We start from the raw sequence: 19,993 nt of genomic DNA, 5'->3' as shown, positions 1-19,993 counted from the left end.
TCCGACGTCGCCGGTCGGTCCGCGACGCCGGTCGATCGGTCCGCGATGCCGATCATTCCGACGTCGCCGGTCGGTCCGCGACGCCGGTCGATCGGTCCGCGATGCCGATCATTCCGACGTCGCCGGTCGGTCCGACGTGCCGGTCAGTTCGACGTCGCCGGTTCGGTGTGCGTGAGCACCGTCGAGCCGTCGCCCGCTCCGACGACGCTGAACTGGTGGTTCTCGGCGGCCGATTCGACGGTACCGACGAGCTCGTCGAAGTCGGATTCGAGTTCGTCCTCGTCGTAGAGGCTGGTACACTTCGCGCCGACGGTCACGGAGAGCGTGGCGCCGGTCGCCGGGGAGCTGATGGTCGGCTCAGCCCCGCGCTCTACCGCGTTCAGCACGCGATCCTCGTATTTGTTGATCCGCGACGCGTAGACGGTCCCCTCCTCGATGCAGTACAGCTCGCCCCACTCGCGGGTTCGGGTGACGTAGTCGTAGCCGACGACGACGATGCCGATCAGCAACAGCGGCAGGCCGAGCAACTCACCGTTGGCGGTGAGTTCGCCGCCTACCGAGAGGGTCATCACGCCCAGGAACGTCGCGAACACCCCGACCGTGGTGACGGTCAGGAGCCGCTCGGCGTACGGATCGTCGACGCCCGGGAGCAGCCGTCGAGACTCGCCGATCGGGCGCTTGCGCGCCTTGAAACCTCCCTTCGAGTGGAAGATCTCGTCGTCGACGGCCGAGGCGGAACCGCTCTTGGTCGGGGACCCGTCCGCGATGATCCGATACCCGAGATCCTCCGCTCGCTGGCGGAGCGCCACGTGGAAGGAGTGAATCGAGAACATGTCCGGGACTCTGACCGACACGGTGTGAGTGTGGTCGGCGGCGATTTCGTGGGCGTACCGCCACGAGACGGCGACCAGCACCAATCCGGCGAGCGCGACCGCGGCCCACGTCGCCGCGAGGGTAAATTCCTGCAGTCCGAGAGAGAGGACGAACAGCAGGAGTCCGGACGCGGCGATCGCCCCGCCGAACGATTTTCGGAACGTGTACTTCCCGATTCGCGACCAGTCGGTCGAGGCCACGATGTCCTGGCGATCCATCCCCAGCTGCGTCTGAACGCCGACAAACGAGAGGTCGACTCTCGACACGGCGACCAACAAGACACCGACGACGAGGAGGCCGAACGCCGCGTCGGGACTCCCCGGCACCGCCCCCACGTATCCCGCTGCCAGTATCGCCGCTCCCAACCCGATCAGTCCCTTCCCACCTTTCGCTATTCGTGACATACACCGTAGTCGAACGATTCCCGTTATAAGTGTAATTTGGCCGTTCGCTGTCACACTCGACGCCTGGCCCCGTCGATCGCGGTTCGTGGCGAACACGGCGGATCCGTTCGACCGGTGGTAGATGCGTGAGTCGGTGGATCACCGTGGGGGAGCGCCCGACGCCGGCGGGGACGCTGAAGAGGCCGGCCTCGAGCCTGTTCACGGCAGTCGGTTCGGTGACTGACGACACCCGGTCGGACCCGGCCGACTTTCGTCTCTCGACCGTGAGCGTCGTTCTATCCGACCCGAGACGTATCGGAACGTTCATACGACGCCCCCGATACGTCGGTGATAATGTCAAAGTCTTTGAAATACAAGCACGGCGGGCCGGTTCCCGAGGGCGAGGACGCCGCGGACGGAGCGAGCGACGACGACCGAGGCGGGGCGAGCGGGGTCGTCGATCGCGAACTCGCCGTTCCCGGCCTCGTCGCCGGGTTCGGCGCGTTCGTCCTCACCTACGTCGTGACGCTGGCGACGACGTTCAGCGTCCGCGCCGGAGCGGCCACCGGGGACGAGGAGCTGCCCCACGTCGCGGTCGAAGCGGCGTGGTCGGTGCTGCTGAGCTTCGGCGCCGCCCTCGAACAGGGTGGCGAGGAGATCAACGCGCTCGATTTCACCTACGCGTGGACCATCAACGTCGCGACCAATCCCGTCTTGCTCCTCCTCACGTTCGGCCTCGCGGTTCTCGCCGGGTACGCGGCCGCAGATTACGCCGGCGCGGACTCCGTCCCGCGGACGATCGCGAGCGCGCTCTTCGTCGTGCCGGCCTACCTGCTGTGCGCGGTGCTCGTCTCGGTAACGGCGACGTGGACGCCCGAAGATCCGGACGGAGGCGGCCCGCAACCCGCGGGAGAGGCCCCCGAAGCGGCGGAATCGGTTTCGGTCGCGCTCGCCGACGCCGCGCTCTACGCTGGCCTCGTCTGGCCGGCCGCGTTCGCCGTCGTCGGGGCGCTGCTGGTCCTCGGGCGTCGACGCTGGCTCGCCGCTCGGGAGTGACCGTCGGCGACGTCCCACAGCACGACGCCGGCGGCCGACGCGCTCGCCTGGCGCGCGTCGGACCGCTCCGAGGAGACCGAGACGTGATCGCCGAGGAGACCGGGAGGCAGTCGGGGGTCGGACCTCGTCGCGCCGGTCAATCCGCCTGGTGGCCGAACTCGCCGTAGTGACGCTCCTCGATCGACGGCTCGACGGCCCACTCGGATTCCGCGCGGTCGAAGGCGTCGACGACCGCCGAACCGGTGCCGATCCGCCGGTCGAGCCATCGCGAGACGTCGCGGCCGAACAGCCGGAGGCGCTCCGTACGGGTCATCGTCGCGGTCTCGGCGGCCGGCGAGCGACAGATCGCGATCGACGCCCACATCCCGCCGGCGGCGATCGCGCCGAGTGCGGAGAAGGTCATTCCGAGGGTCGCGAACGTGACTCCGTAAACGAGGCCGATCGCCATCGACGGGAGGCTCGTACCGAGGGGAACGCAGGCGCTCGCGTCCCGGAGGGTCGGGGCGAGAAAGCCGATCGAGAGGGCGCTGCCGATCATGAAGACGAGGTCCTGCCACATCATACGAAATGGGAACTCGCTACTGAGTAAATAAGGGCTTTCGTTCGGCGATCGGTCGTTCCCGAGGAGCGTCGACGGCGGCGATAAGTCGGTATCGAGAGGCGACCGAGGGGGTGCGAGAGCCGCACACGCGGCCGTCGGGGCGCGATCTGACGGCCGTCGGAGCGCTCCGAACGAAATTTCCCGGGCCCGGAGAACCGTTTCTGGGCCGGGTCGGAAGTGGTAAGCCCGGCGTCCGGTAGTCATCGGAGAAATAAACGCGTAACTCGGGCCGGGGCGTCGTAACCCGAGCTGCGGGCCGGGGACGAGCGCGCCGTCGGTGGCGCCCCACGTTCGAACCGTCACCATCGAAACCCGTCGCGACGGCCGCTCAACTCAGTTCAGCGCACCTTCGTCCGCCAGGAGTCCTCGCAACTCGCCCATCGAGGTGACGACCTCGTCGCAGGCGGGTTCGACCGCCGGCTTCGGGTCGAAGCCGACCGCGAGCCCCGCGACCTCGAGCATCGGCAGGTCGTTCGCGCCGTCGCCGACGGCCACGGTCTCGTCCAGGTCGACGCCCCGAGCGCTCGCCAGGTCGGCGAGCGCGTCGTCCTTGGTCCCCTCGATCAGCGGCCCCTCGACCTCGCCGGTCAGGGAGCCGCTCGCGATCGGCAGCCGATTCGAGACGATGTGATCGACCGCGACGCCCTCCCGCTCGAGGGCGGCCTCGACGCCCCGCTCGAAGCCGCCCGTGAGGATCGCGGTCGTGGCGCCCGCGTCGTTCAGTTCCCGAATCAGCGCCGCCGCACCCGGCCGAAGCTCGACCTCGTCGTAGGCGGCCGCAGCCTCGGCTTCGTCGAGCCCTTCGAGCAGCGCCGCCCGCTCGCGGAGGCTCTCCGCGTAGCCGATCTCGTCGTTCATCGCGCGCTCGGTGATCTCGGCCATCTCGTCGGCGACGCTCCGGCGCTCGCCGAGCAGGACCGTCATCTCCGAATCCGAGAGGGTGCCGTCGAAGTCGAAGGCGACCAGGGTCATGCGGCGGGGTTCTCGCGCCCCGGATAAAGGCGTTCAGATTCCGTCGGATGGCGCCTCGACGCGCGGTGTGCGGCCGGCGGAAGACGGCGCTCGGAGGGCCCGTCTGGACGGACGGGGCGTCAGGGCCGAGGCGAACGCGGGCGGGCCGTAGTCGCCGACCGTCAATCCCGCTGGTCGCTCGGCTCGGGCGTACCGGTCGAGGCCCCCTCCAGCTCGCGGTCCTCTTCGAACCGAACCTCGTCGGCGTCCTCGAGGTAGCTGAGGGTCCGCTGGGGGAACGGGATCGTAATCTCCGCCTCGGCGAAGGCGTCGTCGATCCGTCGGTTGACCTGATCCCGGGCGCGCTTCTCGGTCAGCGGGTGGGAGATGTACGCCCGGATCGTGAACTCGAGGGCCGATCCCCCGAAGTCCGAGAAGAGCACCCGGGGCGCCGGACTCTCGCGGATCAACGGTGCGTCGGCACAGATCTCGAGGAGGATGCGCTCGACCTCGCGGTAGTCCGTGCCGTAGGCGACCGTGATCGGGATCTCGATGCGGACGTGGCGCTGTGGGGCGGTCTCGTTGACCACCTGCGTCGAGTTCAGCACCGAGTTGGGGACCGAGACGAGCCGGTTGTCGGTCGTCAGCACCGTCGTCGACCGCACCCCGATGTCCGTCACCGTCCCGCGCATGCCGTCCTCGACGAGGATCACGTCGCCGATCTTGTACGTGTTGTCGAAGTACAGCGCCACGCCCCCGATCAGGTTCGAGATGCCGTCCTGGGCGGCGAACCCGAGGATGATCCCCAGGATCCCGGCCGAGGCGAGGAACGGCGTGATCTCGACGTTCCAGACCGAGAGCAACAACAGCGCGCCGCCGAGGACGACCGCCACCGTCCAGAAGTTCTTGAAGACCGGCGCGAACTCGTAGTCGTTGTCCGAGGCCTTGACGTTCTCGATCCACCGGTTGCCGAGCCGGACCGCCGTGCGCATCCACACCAGGATCAGCACCGTCGTGATCGTCGGCACGAGGATCGCGCTGCCGTCGGCGAGATCCAGGACGTCGAGGCTCGCGTAGACGCCCACCAGGGCGATCGTGATCGCGAGCGGCTGGTAGGTCTCCTCGAGTAGCGCCCGACGGAACGAGACGAGTTCGCCCTCCTCGACCAGCCGGCGGGTCCCCCACCACTGAACGAATCGTGCGAGGAAGTACGAACCGATCAGGATGAGGGGAACGTGAACCAGCGGCTCGGCGATCGCGGCCTCGAGTCGGCTCGGGAGGAACCCGTCGACGACCGGGAGTCCGCCCGCGAAGCGCCCGTCGCCGAACGGCGGCTGTCCGCTCATTGCGTGGGGTCGCCTTTCGAAGCGATCACTATAACTCTTCAGCAGGGCCGCCGCCTCGCTCGGGTCGTCACCTCGGCGACAGGCGCTCAGGTACCGGGGACGCCGACGGCGTCGAACGCCCCGTCTCCGGTCGGCGCTCAGGTACCGGGGACGCCGACGGCGTCGAACGTCGTGTATCCGGCCGACGCGAGGACGTAGAGCGCGGCGAGCACGGAGATCCAGGCGACCAGCGTGATGCCCCCGGCGTCGATCCAGCCGCCCGGATAGCGGCGCTTGACGATCCAGAGGTACGCCAGGAGGACGATGGCCGGGCCGAGCAGCGGGATCCAGCCGAAGAAGAAGCCGACGACGGCCCAGACGATCGCGCCGATCAAGGCGGTGACGACCGCGTACCCGTAGTCGCTCACGCCGGCGACGACCACGGCTCCGACGTGAATACCCAGCGCGCCGATCAGGAGGCCGACGACGAAGACGACGAGGCTGTCGATCATACGTGGAACGTCTCGGCATCCGTTCGTATAGGTGGCGGTCCGCGGCGAACGTGGAGGACGTCCGGTAGCGACCGCGGAGGGACTCCGGAAGCGACCGCGGAGGGGACTCCGGAAGCGACCGCGGAGGGCGCCCACAAGCGACCGTGGAGGGCGTCCGGAAGCGACCGCGGAGGGCGTCCGTAACGTTCATCGGCCGCCCGGGCGCTTCTCCGGTGATGGGACGGCCAACGGCGGGGGATGCGCGATGACGAGCGCCACCCCCGAGGTGGTCGTGCTCGCCCTCCTCCCCGCGCTCCTCTGGGGGTTCGCGCCGATCCTCGACAAGCGCGGGATGGCCGGGGGCGGCGGCTCCCTCCAGGCCTCGCTCGTGGTCGTGATCGTCGACTCGACGATCTACTGGATCGCGATCGCCGCGCTATACGGTTCGTCCGCGTTCTCGGGGCTCACGCCGGAGGTCCTCGGCGTCTTCGCCGCGGCGGGCGTGATCGGCACCGCGCTCGGTCGGATCACCATCTTCGTCGGCGTCGACCGCGTCGGCGCCAGCCTCAACAGCGCGATCATCAGCACCCGGCCGCTGTTCGCGACCATCATCGCGCTCGCCCTGCTCGGCGAGCCGCTAGGCCCCGTCACCGCGACGGGCGTCGTTATCCTCGTCGCCGGCCTCTCGATCCTGACGGTCTCGAAGGGCGGCGACGTCGAGGGCTGGCGCCCGCTCGACCTGCTGTGGCCGCTGGCGGCGGCCGCGCTGTTCGCGCTCGCCAACGTCGCCCGGCGGTACGGCATGCTCGAATCGCCGATCTCGGCGCTCGAGGCGGTCACCATCAACGAGACCGCGGGCCTGGTCGCGCTGGCGGCGTACGCGCTCGCGACCGGCCGGGGCGACCTCTTCCGGATGCCCCGCGAGACGTACGCCTACTTCGTCGGCAGCGGCCTGCTCACCGCGGTCGCCATGCTGTCGCTGATGGCCGCGCTGGGCCTGGAGGAGGGACGGATCGCGATCGTCGACCCGCTGGTGGCGACGGCGCCGCTGTTCACGATCGTCTTCGCCGCCGTCCTGCTGCGGGATCTGGAGCGGGTGACGAAGGGCGTGGTCCTCGGGGCGGCGCTGATCGTGGTCGGGGCGGTGTTGATCACGACGTAGCCGACCGTCCGGGTCGCAGCTGTCCGAACCGATCCCGCCCGTCGACATGACCGGATCCGCGAGGTTTGCCGGCGTCTCCGACGGATCGATCCGGCGTGGTCCCGGAATCGCAACCCGATCGGAGCGCCGAAGCCGACGAGTTGGCGGCCGAGGTGCGGTTGCGTGGGGGCCTTCGTCGCCGACCGCGCTCGAGCCCCGTCGACCGCCCGTTCCGCCTCACCACCCAGTTTTGTCGACATCGTCAATCGAATAGGGCTCCGGTCGAAAGCACCGCTCAGTATGTACGGACTCGACCTCCTCCCGTTCGTCACCTACGGCGAGCTGTTCCCGGAGGGCATCACCAGGTACGCGATCGGCGGCCTCCTGATCGGCCTCGGGGTCGCGGTCATCTACCTCGGGACGGGCATCATCGCCGGCGCGAGCACCTTCCTCGAATCGACGCTGAGCTACGTCTCGGGTCGGTCGCGGTTCCAGCAGGCGCGGTTCGTCGCCTCGCGTGACTGGCGGGTCGTCTTCACGGCCGGGATGGTCCTCGGGGCGGCGGGCTACTGGTTCCTGGTGTTGAACCCGGTCTGGGACGAGGGACTCGCCGCGGCGGCCTGGCAGACGGACGTCCAGCCGTGGCGGCTGCTGCTCGGCGGCTTCCTCGTCGGCGTCGGCACCCGCCTCGGGAAGGGCTGCACGTCGGGCCACGGCGTCTGCGGCGTCGGTTCGTTCTCGGGCACCTCGATCGCCAACGTCGCCACCTTCCTCCTGGTGGCGATCGGGACGGCCCAGCTCGTGATGGCCGCGGGGGTGACGCCGTAATGACCGATCAGAGTCCCCTCTTCCTGCCGCTGATCTTCCTCGGCGGGCTGCTGTTCGGAATCGGGCTCGCCGTGAGCCACATGACCCACCCGGAGGTCGTGCTGGCGTTCCTGCAGTTTACCGACCTCGGGCTGGCGTTCGTGATGGGCGGCGCGGGCCTCGTGACGATGCTCGTCATCGGCGTGGCTTCGCGCTCGGGCCGATCGGCGCCGCTGACGGGCACGACGTACGGTCGTCGACTGAAGGTCATGGACCGCAACGTGCTGGTCGGCGGGACGATCTTCGGCGTCGGCTGGGGCCTCTCGGGGATCTGCCCGGGCGCCGCCTACGCGAGCGTGGGCGTCGGCAACTACCCCATCCTGGTCGCGATCGCCGGGATGTTCCTCGGCGCGTACGCGCAGGGCTACTGGCGGTCGACGCGGGCCGAGAGCGCGACGGCGACGGCCGCCGGGGACTGATCGGCTGTACCGGGATCGATCACGGGCGGCTGATCGGCTATCTATCGGCCGAACGCGGTCACCGGGGCGGTTCGATAGCGATGCGTTCGTCAACCACCTCGTCGATCGAGGCGTCCGACGAGATGACGGGGTCCGTCCCGGCGTACGCGACGTTGTACGCTTCGAACGCGGTGAGGCCCTCCTGTTCGATGTAGTCGGCGGCCCGGAAGAGGACGTCCTCGTCCTCGGGGATCGACGCGATCTCGAGCGCGTAGGTGAGCGCCTCCATCCGGTCGAACTCGAATCGATCCGAAATCACGAGCAGTTCGAGCAACGTCGCTCGCGATGTGTAGATCCGATCGTCGTACTCGCGAGCGATCGTTCGTGCTCGGTCCCGGAGCCAATCGTCGTCTTTCACCAGCGCGATAAAGAAGTCCGTATCGGCGTAGATCATCGCCACCTTACTCGGTCGTGTCGTCTCCGGCGGTTTCGCCAGCGGCGTCTCGAGCGCCCGCGCGCGATTCTCGCTTGATCTCCGCGATCGTTTTGTCGTCGAACGCGTCACCGACGGCATCACAATGTTCCCCGATGTCGACGTCATTTCCCCGGGGTCGGGTAGACGGCTCCCGCTCGGGTCCCCGCGCTCGCGGCAGTCGGGCGCGGATTCGACGCCGAGAATCGGTCGCCGGAACACGGGCGACGGGCCCCGATCAGTCCGACTCGGGCAGCGAACCCGCCGGCGGATCGATCGCGAACTCGAGCATGCCGATGGCGGCTGCGCAGTGCGGACAGCACGCCCTGGTGACGGGTTCGTACCAGGAACCGAGCGCCCGACACGGCTCCGTCGAGAGGTGGATCAGCCGGTCTTCCGTCAGCGGGCGATCGCAGCGAAAGCAGCGGTCCGTAACGTGCGGTCGAGGTCCGCTGGATCGACGGTGTCGGTCCCACGTCCGCTCGATCCGGCCAAATTTTGTCGCCCGGCGGTACCGTCCGCCCGACCTGATCAAATATTGCCGTCCGCCGCGCTAACGGAAGCGTTTACCCCCTCGAACCGATTGCATCGTCCATGAAGGTTCTCGTCACGGATCCGATCGCGGACGCCGGACTCGACGTGCTCCGCGAGGCGGGCCACGAGGTGGAAACGAACTACGAGGCCGAGGGCGACGCCCTGCTCGAGGCGATCGCCGACGCGAACGCGCTGATCGTCCGGTCGGGCACCGACGTCACGCGCGAAGTCCTCGAAGCCGCCGACGACCTCGTCATCGTCGGCCGAGCGGGCATCGGCGTCGACAACATCGACCTCGAGGCCGCGACCGACGAAGGCGTCATCGTCGCCAACGCCCCGGAGGGGAACGTGCGCGCGGCCGCCGAACACACGGTCGCGATGACGTTCGCCGCCGCGCGATCGGTTCCGCAGGCCCACGCCCGGCTGAAAGCCGGCGAGTGGGCCAAAGGCGACTACCTCGGAACGGAACTGAACGGCAAGACGCTCGGCGTCGTCGGACTCGGTCGGGTCGGCCAGGAGGTCGCGAAGAAGCTCGACTCCCTCGGGATGGACGTCGTCGCCTTCGATCCCTACATCTCGGAGGAGCGCGCCGAGCGACTCGGCGCCGAGCTCGTCGAACTCGAGGAGTGTCTCGCCCGCGCCGACTTCCTCACCATCCACACGCCGCTGACCCCCGAGACGGAGGGGATGATCGGCGCGGCGGAACTGGCGCTCCTCGACGGCGGCTACCTCGTCAACGTCGGCCGCGGCGGCATCGTCCGGGAGGACGCGCTGGCGGCGACGGTCGACGACGGAACGCTCGCCGGCGCCGCGCTGGACGTCTTCGCGGAGGAGCCGCTCTCGCCGGAGTCGCCGCTGCTCGACGTCGACGGCGTCGTCGTCACGCCCCACCTCGGGGCCTCGACCGAGGCGGCCCAGGAGAACGTCGCCACCTCCACGGCCGAGCAGGTCGCCGCCGCGCTCGCCGGCGAGCCGGTCGCGAACGCCCTCAACGCGCCCTCGATCGACGAGACCGCGTTCCCGCGCCTGGAGCCGTACGTCAACATCGCGGAGACCGCGGGGAAGGTCGCCGCCCAGCTGCTGGAGGGGCGCATGGAGTCCGTCGAGATCAGCTACGAGGGCGAGATCGCCGAGGAGGACGTCGAGTTCGTCACCGCCTCGGCGCTGAAGGGCGTCTTCGAGCCCCTCGAGTGGCAGGTCAACGCCGTCAACGCCCCGCAGATCGCCGAAGACCGCGGCGTCGACGTGACGGAGTCGAAGAGCCGCCAGGCCGAGGACTTCCAGAGCCTGGTCTCGGTGACCGTCAGCGACGGCGCGGAGGAGATCTCGGTCGACGGCACCCTCTTCGCCGGCGACGACCCGCGGATCGTTCGGATCGACGGCTACCGCGTCGACGCGATCCCTCACGGCAAGATGGTCGTCACCCGCAACACGGACGAGCCGGGGGTCATCGGACTCATCGGCACCGTGATGGGCGCCCACGGCGTCAACATCGCGGGGATGTTCAACGCCCGCGAGGCCCACGGCGGCGAGGCGCTGACCGTCTACAACGTCGACGGCGAGGTCCCGGACGCCGCTCGCGAGGAGCTCGAAGCCGACGAGCGCATCATCGGCGTCAGGTACATCACGCTGAACGGGCAGGCTTGATCGGCGGACAGGTTCGGTCGAGGGCGGTCGTCGGGCGGGCGCGTTCCCGACCGTGCCGCCGAGCTCAGGGGCGGACGAGCGCGAAGAGCCGGCCCACCGGGTCGGGAGCGCTCTGGTCACCGGTCGCTTCCGGCCCTGGAGTCTCACACGCTTCCCGCAAGCGCTCTTCGCGCTCTGCCAGGACCCGTTCGTACTGGTCGATGACGGCCTGACGCCGCCGTTCGCTGGCGGTCAGTTCGCGCTCGAGCGCGCGAACGCGGATCTGCAGCTGCTCGCGTTCGATACGGTAGACGAGCGACGCGTCGACGAGCGAACGCGAACGATCGGCGGTCACCAGGTCGTCGACGGGTCGGACGGCGACCTCGGCCGACGGCGACGAGTCGGCTCTGCTGGCCGGCTCGGCCGACGACGACGGATCGGCGCTGTGACCGGCGCGCTCCTCGGACGATGACGGATCGGTTGATCGTTGCTGGGCGGACATCGGGAGAAACGGCTACGCACGCCCGGCCCAAAAGCCTAAGTCAGTCGTCCGTCAGACGCTGCGATTTCGAAAATCGAAGAGTCGGCTCCGGGATAGCTCGTTCCCCCGAAATCGACCGATCACTCCGTCGACTCCAGGTGCGCCAGCACGTCGTCGACGGCCGCCGACACCGGCTCCGGATCCCGCCCCGCGGCGGCCGCCGCGTCGGGGTCCTTCAGGAGGTGGCCGGTGGTGAGGCAGGCGACGCGCTCGTCGGCGCCGACGACGCCGTCGGCCCGGAGCTTCCGGAGGCCGGCAACCGAGGCCGCGGAGGCGGGTTCGACGCCGATCCCCTCGCTCGCCAGGTCGCGCTGGGCGGTCGTGATCTCCTCGTCCGCGACCGCGACCGCGGTCCCGCCGGTCTCGCGGATCCCCGGCAGCGCCTTCGGCGCGTTGACCGGATTCCCGATCCGGATCGCCGTCGCGCGGGTCTCCACGTCGTCCCAGCGGCGAACGGCGTCGGCGCCGTTCTCGACCGCCTCGACCATCGGGGCGGCGCCCGCGGCCTGGACGCCGGTCAGTTTCGGCACCTCGTCGACGGCGAGCGCTCCCGCCTGGACGAGCTCGCGGAACGCCTTGTACAGCGCCGCCGTGTTGCCCGCATTGCCGACGGGAAGGACGATCCGGTCCGGATGCGCGCCGTCGTCGGCCCGAAAGCCCTCGAGGATCTCCAGGCCGATCGTCTTCTGCCCTTCGAGGCGGAAGGGGTTGAGCGAGTTCAGGAGGTAGGCCTCGCCGCCCGCGGCGAGCGACTGGACGACGTCGAGGCAGGCGTCGAAGTTCCCGTCGACCTCGAGGATGCGGGCGCCGTGGAGGCTCGCCTGCGCCACCTTGCCGGCCGCGACCTTCCCCGCCGGCAGCAGCACGAGCGTCTCCACACCGGCCCGCGAGCCGTAGGCCGCGAGGGCGGCGCTGGTGTTGCCCGTCGAGGCGCAGGCCAGTCGGTCGACGCCCAGCTCGCGGGCGACCGCGACGCCGACGGTCATCCCCCGGTCCTTGAACGATCCCGTCGGGTTCATCCCCTCGTGTTTGATCCGCAACGTCTCGACGCCGATGTCGGACTCGAGCCGCGGCGCGCGGTACAGCGGCGTGTCTCCCTCGGAGATCGTCACGCCGGCCTCGAGCGGCAGGGCGTCCGCGTACCGCCAGACGCCGCGGCCCGAGAAGTCCTCGAACGTCGGGAGGTCGGCGTACCGAACCTCCAGGAGGCCGTCGCAGTCGTCGCACCGGTATCGGATCGCGTCGAACGGCGCGTGCGTCTCCCCGCACTCGATGCAGGCGAGCCAGGAACCGTTCTCGGCGTCCGGTGGCGGCGTCGGCGGCGCCGACGCGAGGTCGAGACTCATCGATGGCATCGAGGGCCGCGAACCCGAAAAGTCGGCCGGTTCCGGTACGATTCACCAGCAGCCGAAGCGCGGGGACGGCCGCGCGGCCGGCGCGTTCCGGCGCCGGAGCGACGTGGGGGAAGGCGCCCCGGTGTTCGAACGTCGATTCCCGTCCCTATTTCCACGCTCACGCGAGGAAGACCGCCAGCAGCAGCGCCGGCCCCCCGACCAACAGGAGCGTGGCGACGAGCAACCGAATGGACATATACGTTGTGGCCGTACGGCCGTTATCTATATAAGTTATACTGATCGTCACGGATTTTGTGAATTGTTGTCCAGGGTAATTTCACAGTATCGGATGAGATCGACGAACGGTTTGAGAGAGTTGTACGGGAAGGGCGGCGGGTGTCGACCGTAGCCTCCTCCGCAGCCACCGACGGCCGCACCTACCGCTGCTCGTCCAACCACACGAGCAACCCTTTCTGGGCGTGCAGCCGGTTTGCCGCCTGGTCCCAGACGATCGCCCGATCGCGCTCCAACACGTCGTCGGTTATCTCCTCGCCCCGGTGGGCGGGCAGGCAGTGCATCACCGACGCCTCTGGCGCGTGCGCCAGGAGTTCGCGGTTCACTTGGAACCCCTCGAAGTCCTGCATGCGGACGTCGCGCTCGTCCTCCTGGCCCATGCTCACCCAGACGTCGGTGTAGACGACGTCGGCGTCGGTCACCGCCTCGACGGGGTCGGTCGTGACCGTCGGGTCGCCGCCCAGTTCGCGGGCGCGCTCGACGACCGGGTCGTCGATCCCGTAGCCGGCGGGCGTCGCGACCGTCAGGTCGACCTCGGTCAGCGCGCAGCCGAGGACGAACGACTGGGCGACGTTGTTGCCGTCGCCGACCCAGGCGGCGGAGACCCCCTCGAAGCCGCCGTGGCGTTCCCGGATCGTCAGCAGGTCCGCCAGCGTCTGGCAGGGGTGGGCGTCGTCGGTGAGGCCGTTGATCACCGGTACGTCGGCGTAGCGGGCGAGTTCGACCGCGTTGGCGTGCTTGAACACCCGGGCCATCAGCGCGTCGACGTACCGCGAGAGCGCCCGCGAGGTGTCCCGAAGGGGCTCGCCGTGGCCCAGCTGGATGTCGCTCTCGCCGAGGAAGATCGCGTGCCCGCCGAGCTGGGTCATCCCCGTCTCGAAGGAGACCCGGGTCCGCGTGCTCGGCTTCTGGAAGATCATCCCCAGGGTGCGTCCGTCGAAGCGGTCGTGGACGCCGTTCTCGGCGTGATCGGCCTTGAACTCGGTCGCGACGTCGAGCACCGCCGCGAGCTCCGCGGACGTCAGGTCGTCGACGTCGAGGAAGTGCCGGACGTCGGCACCCTCGCTCGATCCGTAGACGCCGGGGGTCGGGCGTTCCCAGGTGCTCACGCGGTCTCACCTCCCGCGGCCGCCGCCGTTCCGGCGACGGGGGCGCTCATTCGCCACCACCCCGCAGCCGCGTCGCGACGTCCTCGAGGACCGCGATCGAGCGGTCGTACTCCTCGAGGGCGAGGTGTTCGTTCGGCGCGTGGTCGAGCTCGGAGTCGCCGGGGCCGTAGGTCGCCATCGGGCGGTCCCAGGCCGCCGCGAAGAGGTTCATGTCGCTGGTGCCGGTCTTGCGAAGCAGCCGGGGATCGCCGCCCGCGGCGCGGATCGCGACGCGGAACGCCCGGGCCACGTCGGTCCGGGGACTCTCCATCACCGGCGGGATCGGCTCCCGCCAGCCGACCGAACCCGACTCCAGCTCGCCGGCCGCGACCTCGCGGACGGTCTCGGCGTCGGTCGACGGCGGGATTCGCAGCTGAACGTCCATCGTCGCCTCGACGGAGAGGCCGTCGGCGCCCGCGCCGCCGTCGACGGCGACGGGCTTGGCCGTCACCGTTTCGAAGACGGGCACGTCCCCCTCGGTCGCGACGGCGTCTTCCACCCGCGACCACCAGCGGATCGCCCGCTGGATCGCGTTCGGCTCCGGGCGAGAGGTGTGGGCCGACGCGGTCGCCGCCTCGTAGGTTCCGGCCAAAAACCCGCGGTAACCGAGCGTGAGGCCGTCCCAGCCGCTGGGTTCGCCGTTGATCACCGCGTCGGGCGCGCGCTCGCGGTCGTCGATGAGGTACCTGGCTCCCCGGGAGTCCGTTTCCTCGCCGACGACGCCGACGAAGCTGACCCCCGTTCGGACCGCGGCGACGGCCATCGCCGCCAGCGGCCCGGTCGCGTCGACGCTGCCGCGACCCCAGAGGGCGTCCCCCGCCCGCACGGGATCCGCCTCCGGGTCGTACTCGCTGTCGGCGATCTCGACGGGGATCTCGCCCGGCACGGTGTCGACGTGGGACGTCAGGAGCACGGAATCGTCCGCCGGCGCGCGCACGTTGCCGACCTCGTCGATCCGGACGTCGCGGTCGTTCGCCTCGAAGAAGGCGGCGAGTCGCTCGGCGGCCTCGGCCTCCTCGCCCGTCGGCGAGGGGATCGAGATGAGGTCGACGAGCAGCTCGCGAGCCGCCTCGTCGGAGACGGCGCCCGTCCGGGTTTCGGCGCCGCCGTCGGTGGCGACGTCCTCGCCGTCCCCGCTCGCGCTGCGGTCGGATGCGAGGTGACCGTCGCACGCGCCCCCGTCGCCGTCGCACGCGCCCCCGTCGCCGGCGGGAGCGGCCGTCGCGTCGCCGTCGGGGGCGGAGTTCGCGTTCACCCCTCCGCACCTCCGGTAACGTCGTCGAGCGCGTCGACCACGCGGTCGGCGTGGTCCCGGCCGATCGTCAACGGCGGCAGCAGGCGCAGGACGGTCCGGCCGGCGGGGAGCGCGAGGATGTGGTGCTCCAGCGCCAGGTCCCGCAACAGCCGATTGGCGCCGCGCTTAACCTCCACCCCGACCAGCAGGCCCTCGCCGCGCACGTCCCGGACCGGCAGGTCGGCCGCCCGGAGTTTCTCGCGCAGGTGCGTTCCCACGGCGGCGGCGTGAGCGGGGAGCTCCTCCTCGACGATCACGTCGAGGGTGGCCGACGCGGCGGCGCTCACGACCGGGCCGCCGCTGAACGTCGAGGCGTGATCGCCGTAGTCCGCGGCGATCCAGTCCGCACAGAGCGTCGCGCCCATCGGGAGCCCGCTCGCGATCCCCTTGGCCGTCGTGACGATATCGGGCGTCACGCCGCGCTCCTCGACGGCCCACAGGGAGCCGGTGCGGCCGAGGCCGGTCTGGATCTCGTCGACGATCAGCGCGGCGCCGGCGTCGGCGGTCGCGTCGCGAGCCGCCTCCAGGTAGCCCTCGGGCGCCGCGTGAACGCCGCCCTCGCCCTGGACGGGTTCGAGGAGGAAGGCGGCGGTCTCGTCGTCGATCGCCGCTGCCAGGGCGTCCTCGTCGCCGTAGTCGACGAACTCGACGTCCTCGATCAGCGGTTCGTATGGCCGTTTGTACGTCGGCTTCCAGGTGGTCGCGAGCGCTCCCATTGTGCGGCCGTGGAAGCCGCGTTTCGTGGCGACGATCTTCGAATTCCCGGTCGCGGCCCGGGCGAACTTGAGCGCGGCCTCGTTGGCTTCGGTCCCGGAGTTACAGAGCCAGACGTTCTCGATCCCGTCGGGAGCGAGGGCGCTCAACTTTTCGTAGAGTTCCGTCCGGACGGGGTTCGGGTACGACCCCTGGACGTACAGCAGGCGCTCGACCTGTTCGACGGTCGCGCCGACGACCGTCGGGTGACAGTGGCCGACGGGCGTACAGGCGTAGCTGGCGCCCGCGTCGAGGTATTCGGTCCCGTCGGCGTCGTAGAGGTACGGTCCCTCGCCCCGTTCGATCTCGATCGGCTTCTCCGAGAAGACGAAGCCGCTCACTGGGCGTCGACCTCCGGGGGCGCGTTCGCGGATTCTTCGCCGCCGTCCGCCTCGAGGACGGACGCCGAGACGTGCGTGCCCGCGCCCTCGACGGCCGAGACCAGCGGCTCGTCGACGTTCGCGTCGGACACGACGACGGAGGATGCCCCACCCTCGAGGGATTCTCGGGCCGCCATCACCTTCTTCGTCATGAATCCCTCGGCCGCGTCCTCGATCCGTTTCAGGTCAGCGGGGGTCGTCGCCTCCTCGATCAGCGTCGACGGGTCCTCCGGATCCTCGTAGACGCCCTCGACGTCGGTCAGGATGAGGAGGTCGGCCCCGAGCGCGCCGGCGACGGCCGCCGCCGCCCGATCCGCGTCGGCGTTGACCGCGGTGAAGCCGCCGTCCTTCTCGCGTCCGAGGACCGGGACGGAGACGACGGGGACGTAGCCGCCCGCGAGCAGCGTCTCGAGCAGGTCCGCGTTGACCGACTCGATGGTTCCCGAGTGGTCGCCGCGCTTGATCTTCTTCGTGCCGTCCTCGAGGACGCGGACGGCGGACTTGCGCTTGCCCTCGAGCAGCTTGCCGTCCGTTCCGGAGAGGCCGACCGCGTTCACACCCTCGTTCTGGAGCCCCTCGACGAGATCCGTGTTTAGCTTCCCCGGCATGACCATCTTGAAGACGTCCATCGCGCGCTCGTCGGTGAACCGGCCGACGACGCCGCCGGGGGTCTCGACGTAGGTGGGTTCTTCGCCCAGCTCCTCCAGCGTCTCGTCGACGGCGGTCGAACCGCCGTGGGTGAGGACCACGTCCTCCCCCGCATCGACGAGTGTCGCCACGTCCGCGAGCGCGCCTGCGGGATCGACCGCGCGGGCGCCGCCGACCTTGACGACGGTGGTCACGCGACCACCTCGACGAATCTCGTCGTCATCAGGGCGCCCCCACGGGGTGCAACCCCGCGAACTCGAGGCCGGCGGTCTCCTCGAAGCCGAGGGCGACGTTGGCGGCGTGAACGGCCTGCCCGGCCGATCCCTTCATCACGTTGTCGATGGCCGAGAAGACCACCACGCGCTTATTGCTCGGATCCAGTTCGAAGCCGACCTCGGCGTGGTTCGTCCCCGCAACCGCCTTGGGCTCGGGGTAGCGGTAGACGCCCGAACCGCCGGCGGCCATCCGGACGAACGGTTCGTCCTCGTAGCAGCCGCGGTACGCCTGCCAGAGGTCGCCCGTCGAGACCGGCTCCGACGGGAAGACGTGGCTCGTCGCGCTCGCGCCGCGTACCATATCCACGGCGTGGCAGGTGAACGCCACCGAGGTTCCGAGGAACTGCTCGATCTCGGCCTCGTGACGGTGGCCGGTCGGCGCGTACGGACGGACGACGCCCGAGCGTTCGGCGTGGCTCGAGGCCTCGCCGCCCCCGGCCCCGCCCTCCGAGGAGCCGACCTTCACGTCGACGACGATCCGCTCCTCGCCCTCGAGGATCCCGTGCTCGAACAGCGGGTACAGTCCGAGGATCGTCGCGGTGGCGTTACAGCCGCCGCTCGCGACGAGGTCGGCGCCGGGCAGGTTCTCCCGGTTGATCTCGGGGAGGGCGTACTCGGCCCGTTCGAGGTACTCCGGCGCGTCGTGACCGTCGTACCACTCGTCGTACTGGGTCTCGGTGTCGAGTCGAAAGTCCGCAGAGAGGTCGACGACGGTGTCTGCAACCTCGAAGAACTCGTCGATCCGGCCCATCGAGACGCCGTGGGGCGTCGCCGCGAACAGCACGTCGACCGATTCGAGGTCGCCGGATTCGGTGAAGCGGAGCTCGCTTCCGCGCAGCGGCGGGTGCTTCGAGCCGACGCTCCTGCCGGCGTAGCTCCGGCTCGTCGCCTCGACGAGCTCGAAGTTGGGGTGACCGACGAGCAGCCGCAACAGCTCGCCGCCCGCGAAGCCGCTGGCCCCGACGACGCTCGCGGTGACGGTATCGGCTTCGTCCGCGGCGGATTCGTCGACTTGCGCGCTCGTCGCCTCCGCGTCCGCAGGCTCCGCCTCCGCGGGCTCCGCGTCCGCAGTCTCCGCCTCCGCAATCTCCGCGTCCGTAGGCTCCGGGTCCGCAGTCTCCGCGTCCGCGGGCATCAGTGGGTCACCCCCAGGACGGTTCCGTCGTCGTCCGCGGCCGCGGCTTTCGTTTCCAGCCAGTCGACCACGGCGGCGGGGACGTCGACGTCGACCGCCTCGTCGAGGGCCTTGAACTCGACGGTGTGGTTGACCTCGTGGACGGTGTAGGAGTCGCCCGTCTCCATCAGGTCCACCCCCAGGAGCCCGCCGCCGACGGCGTCGCTCGCGGTCTCGACCAGCGCCGTCGCCTCCTCGTCCAGCTCGAAGGCCTCGGTCTCGGCGCCCTTCGCGGCGTTGGTCAGCCAGTGCTCCGAGGAGCGGACCATCGCCGCGATCGGCTCGCCGTCGGCCGCCAGCACCCGGATATCGCGGCCGGGCTTTGGGACGAACTCCTGGACGTAGAAGACCTTGTGCTCGTAGTGGCCGAGCGTGGCCTTGTGCTCCAGGATGGCCTCGGCCGCGTCCCGGGAGTCGATCTTCGCCATCAGCCGACCCCACGAGCCCACGACGGGTTTGAGGACGCAGGGGTAGCCGAAGGACTCGATCGCCTCGAGGGCCGCCTCTTTGGTGAACGCGACCTTCGTCGCGGGCGTGGGCACGCCCGCCGACTCGAGCGCGAGGCTGTTCTTCACCTTGTCCGCGCAGATCTCGGCCGTGTCGTTGCTGTTGACGACCGGCACGCCGTAGGCCTCACAGAAGCGCGTGGCGTACAGGCTGCGGCTGGTCGCGAGACAGCGGTCGACGACGAGGTCGAGCCCCTCGAGGGCCTCGTTCGCTTCGCCGACGTCGAACTCGAGCGTTCGGACGTCGAGCTTCTCGACGTCGTGGCCGCGATCGCGCAGCTCTCCCAACAGGAGCTTCTCGTCCGTCCGAATCCGGGAGTAGAGGATGCCGACGTGCACGCTCACTCACCCCAGTCCTCTTCGAGCTCCGGCGCTCGCTCGAGGACTGGCGGCTCGGTCTCGATCACTTCTAGCTCCACACCGCAGGTCGTACAGTCGACGATCTCTCCCGCCTCCAGATCCTCGTGCAGGGTCAGCTCGGCCCCGCACTCGACGCATTCTGTCATCACCCGGTTCTCGGCCCGGGACTACCTTAAATGTGTCGAACCTATCTGAAAAATTATAATAGCAATAATGTGTACTAACGGCGTGAAGCTGCCAAATTTTACGTTATTCTGTTCTCGGTGTCATCGAGATGGTGTATCGGCCCCGGGCGGGGCCGGCGGCGGTCGAACCACCGGAACCGACCGACGTCGAGTCACCGGAATCGTCCGGCCTCGCGGCGCCACGGCGGCGACGATCCCGGCCGCGCGCCGATCACCCATAGCGCGACACCTCCGCGCGGCGGGACTCGCGGGCCGCCTCGACGGCGTCCCGCCGATCGGTCAGCGCCGTCCGGTCCGTCTCCAGCGACTCGCGAGCCGCCGCCAGCTGATCGGCGACCGCCTCGGGCGCGGGGCCGCCGACCGAATCGCGCGACGCCACGCTC

Annotated in this window: 20 protein-coding genes; 5 read left to right on the top strand and 15 right to left on the bottom strand. The window is 69.8% G+C overall.

Features of this window, described 5'->3' with window-relative positions:
• Positions 1–143 precede the first annotated feature (143 nt).
• The gene (locus QZT59_RS05720) at positions 144–1,277 is read right to left on the bottom strand and encodes a hypothetical protein (RefSeq protein WP_290812617.1); all 1,134 of its coding nucleotides are present in this window, start codon (positions 1,275–1,277) and stop codon (positions 144–146) included.
• 333 nt (positions 1,278–1,610) lie between these two features.
• Between QZT59_RS05720 and QZT59_RS05715 the strand changes: the two genes are divergently transcribed.
• Positions 1,611–2,312 (top strand): hypothetical protein, encoded by a 702-nt coding sequence (locus QZT59_RS05715; RefSeq protein WP_290812614.1) that lies wholly within the window; start codon positions 1,611–1,613, stop codon positions 2,310–2,312.
• Between the two features lie 136 nt (positions 2,313–2,448).
• On the opposite strand, the gene QZT59_RS05710 is transcribed toward QZT59_RS05715, so the two are convergent.
• From QZT59_RS05710 to QZT59_RS05695, 4 genes are all read right to left on the bottom strand, one after another.
• The gene (locus QZT59_RS05710) at positions 2,449–2,874 is read right to left on the bottom strand and encodes a hypothetical protein (protein ID WP_290812610.1); all 426 of its coding nucleotides are present in this window, start codon (positions 2,872–2,874) and stop codon (positions 2,449–2,451) included.
• Between the two features lie 372 nt (positions 2,875–3,246).
• On the bottom strand, positions 3,247–3,885 hold the full coding sequence (gene serB / locus QZT59_RS05705) for a phosphoserine phosphatase SerB (protein ID WP_290812607.1): 639 nt from the start codon (positions 3,883–3,885) through the stop codon (positions 3,247–3,249).
• Between the two features lie 161 nt (positions 3,886–4,046).
• Complete coding sequence (locus QZT59_RS05700; RefSeq protein ID WP_290812604.1) at positions 4,047–5,210, bottom strand: mechanosensitive ion channel family protein; 1,164 nt, start codon at positions 5,208–5,210, stop codon at positions 4,047–4,049.
• 137 nt (positions 5,211–5,347) lie between these two features.
• Positions 5,348–5,701, bottom strand: coding sequence for a hypothetical protein (locus QZT59_RS05695; protein ID WP_290812601.1), 354 nt, complete (start codon positions 5,699–5,701; stop codon positions 5,348–5,350).
• A gap of 244 nt (positions 5,702–5,945) precedes the next feature.
• On the opposite strand from QZT59_RS05695, the gene QZT59_RS05690 reads away from it, so the two are divergent.
• From QZT59_RS05690 to QZT59_RS05680, 3 genes are all read left to right on the top strand, one after another.
• Positions 5,946–6,842, top strand: a complete 897-nt coding sequence (locus tag QZT59_RS05690; protein ID WP_290812598.1) for an EamA family transporter — start codon at positions 5,946–5,948, stop codon at positions 6,840–6,842.
• Between the two features lie 279 nt (positions 6,843–7,121).
• A complete protein-coding gene (locus QZT59_RS05685) occupies positions 7,122–7,649 on the top strand; it encodes a YeeE/YedE family protein (RefSeq protein ID WP_290812595.1) in 528 nt (175 codons plus the stop codon).
• On the top strand, positions 7,649–8,107 hold the full coding sequence (locus tag QZT59_RS05680) for a DUF6691 family protein (protein ID WP_290812592.1): 459 nt from the start codon (positions 7,649–7,651) through the stop codon (positions 8,105–8,107). Before QZT59_RS05685 ends, QZT59_RS05680 begins: the two co-directional genes overlap by 1 nt.
• Before the next feature lie 58 nt (positions 8,108–8,165).
• Here QZT59_RS05680 and QZT59_RS05675 read toward each other — a convergent pair whose 3' ends face one another.
• A complete protein-coding gene (locus tag QZT59_RS05675; protein ID WP_290812589.1) occupies positions 8,166–8,540 on the bottom strand; it encodes a type II toxin-antitoxin system VapC family toxin in 375 nt (124 codons plus the stop codon).
• A gap of 612 nt (positions 8,541–9,152) precedes the next feature.
• Here QZT59_RS05675 and serA point away from each other — a divergent pair.
• Positions 9,153–10,739 carry a phosphoglycerate dehydrogenase gene (gene serA, locus QZT59_RS05670; RefSeq protein ID WP_290812586.1) on the top strand — a complete coding sequence of 529 codons (1,587 nt, stop codon included), beginning with the start codon at positions 9,153–9,155 and terminating at the stop codon, positions 10,737–10,739.
• A gap of 64 nt (positions 10,740–10,803) precedes the next feature.
• On the opposite strand, the gene QZT59_RS05665 is transcribed toward serA, so the two are convergent.
• The 9 genes from QZT59_RS05665 to lysW form a co-directional block, all read right to left on the bottom strand.
• A complete protein-coding gene (locus tag QZT59_RS05665) occupies positions 10,804–11,220 on the bottom strand; it encodes a hypothetical protein (protein ID WP_290812583.1) in 417 nt (138 codons plus the stop codon).
• Positions 11,221–11,339: 119 nt separating this feature from the next.
• Positions 11,340–12,605, bottom strand: coding sequence for a threonine synthase (gene thrC, locus QZT59_RS05660; protein ID WP_290812580.1), 1,266 nt, complete (start codon positions 12,603–12,605; stop codon positions 11,340–11,342).
• 425 nt (positions 12,606–13,030) lie between these two features.
• A complete protein-coding gene (gene argF / locus QZT59_RS05655; protein WP_290812578.1) occupies positions 13,031–13,996 on the bottom strand; it encodes an ornithine carbamoyltransferase in 966 nt (321 codons plus the stop codon).
• A gap of 46 nt (positions 13,997–14,042) precedes the next feature.
• A complete protein-coding gene (locus QZT59_RS05650) occupies positions 14,043–15,290 on the bottom strand; it encodes a [LysW]-lysine hydrolase (RefSeq protein WP_290812576.1) in 1,248 nt (415 codons plus the stop codon).
• Entirely contained in the window at positions 15,287–16,423 is a 1,137-nt protein-coding gene (locus QZT59_RS05645; RefSeq protein WP_290812574.1) for an aspartate aminotransferase family protein, read from the bottom strand. Before QZT59_RS05645 ends, QZT59_RS05650 begins: the two co-directional genes overlap by 4 nt.
• A complete protein-coding gene (locus tag QZT59_RS05640; protein ID WP_290812572.1) occupies positions 16,420–17,304 on the bottom strand; it encodes an acetylglutamate/acetylaminoadipate kinase in 885 nt (294 codons plus the stop codon). Before QZT59_RS05640 ends, QZT59_RS05645 begins: the two co-directional genes overlap by 4 nt.
• Positions 17,305–17,332: 28 nt before the next feature.
• The gene (argC, locus tag QZT59_RS05635; RefSeq protein ID WP_290812570.1) at positions 17,333–18,520 is read right to left on the bottom strand and encodes an N-acetyl-gamma-glutamyl-phosphate reductase; all 1,188 of its coding nucleotides are present in this window, start codon (positions 18,518–18,520) and stop codon (positions 17,333–17,335) included.
• A complete protein-coding gene (gene lysX / locus QZT59_RS05630) occupies positions 18,520–19,410 on the bottom strand; it encodes a lysine biosynthesis protein LysX (protein ID WP_290812568.1) in 891 nt (296 codons plus the stop codon). Before lysX ends, argC begins: the two co-directional genes overlap by 1 nt.
• Positions 19,407–19,571, bottom strand: a complete 165-nt coding sequence (gene lysW / locus QZT59_RS05625; protein WP_290812566.1) for a lysine biosynthesis protein LysW — start codon at positions 19,569–19,571, stop codon at positions 19,407–19,409. Before lysW ends, lysX begins: the two co-directional genes overlap by 4 nt.
• Between the last annotated feature and the right edge of the window lie 422 nt (positions 19,572–19,993).

The organism is Halovivax sp., assembly GCA_007119345.1.
Taxonomy (GTDB): domain Archaea; phylum Halobacteriota; class Halobacteria; order Halobacteriales; family Natrialbaceae; genus Halovivax.
Note: the sequence above shows the minus strand (reverse complement) of the source record. Positions and strands in the feature narration are given on the sequence as shown.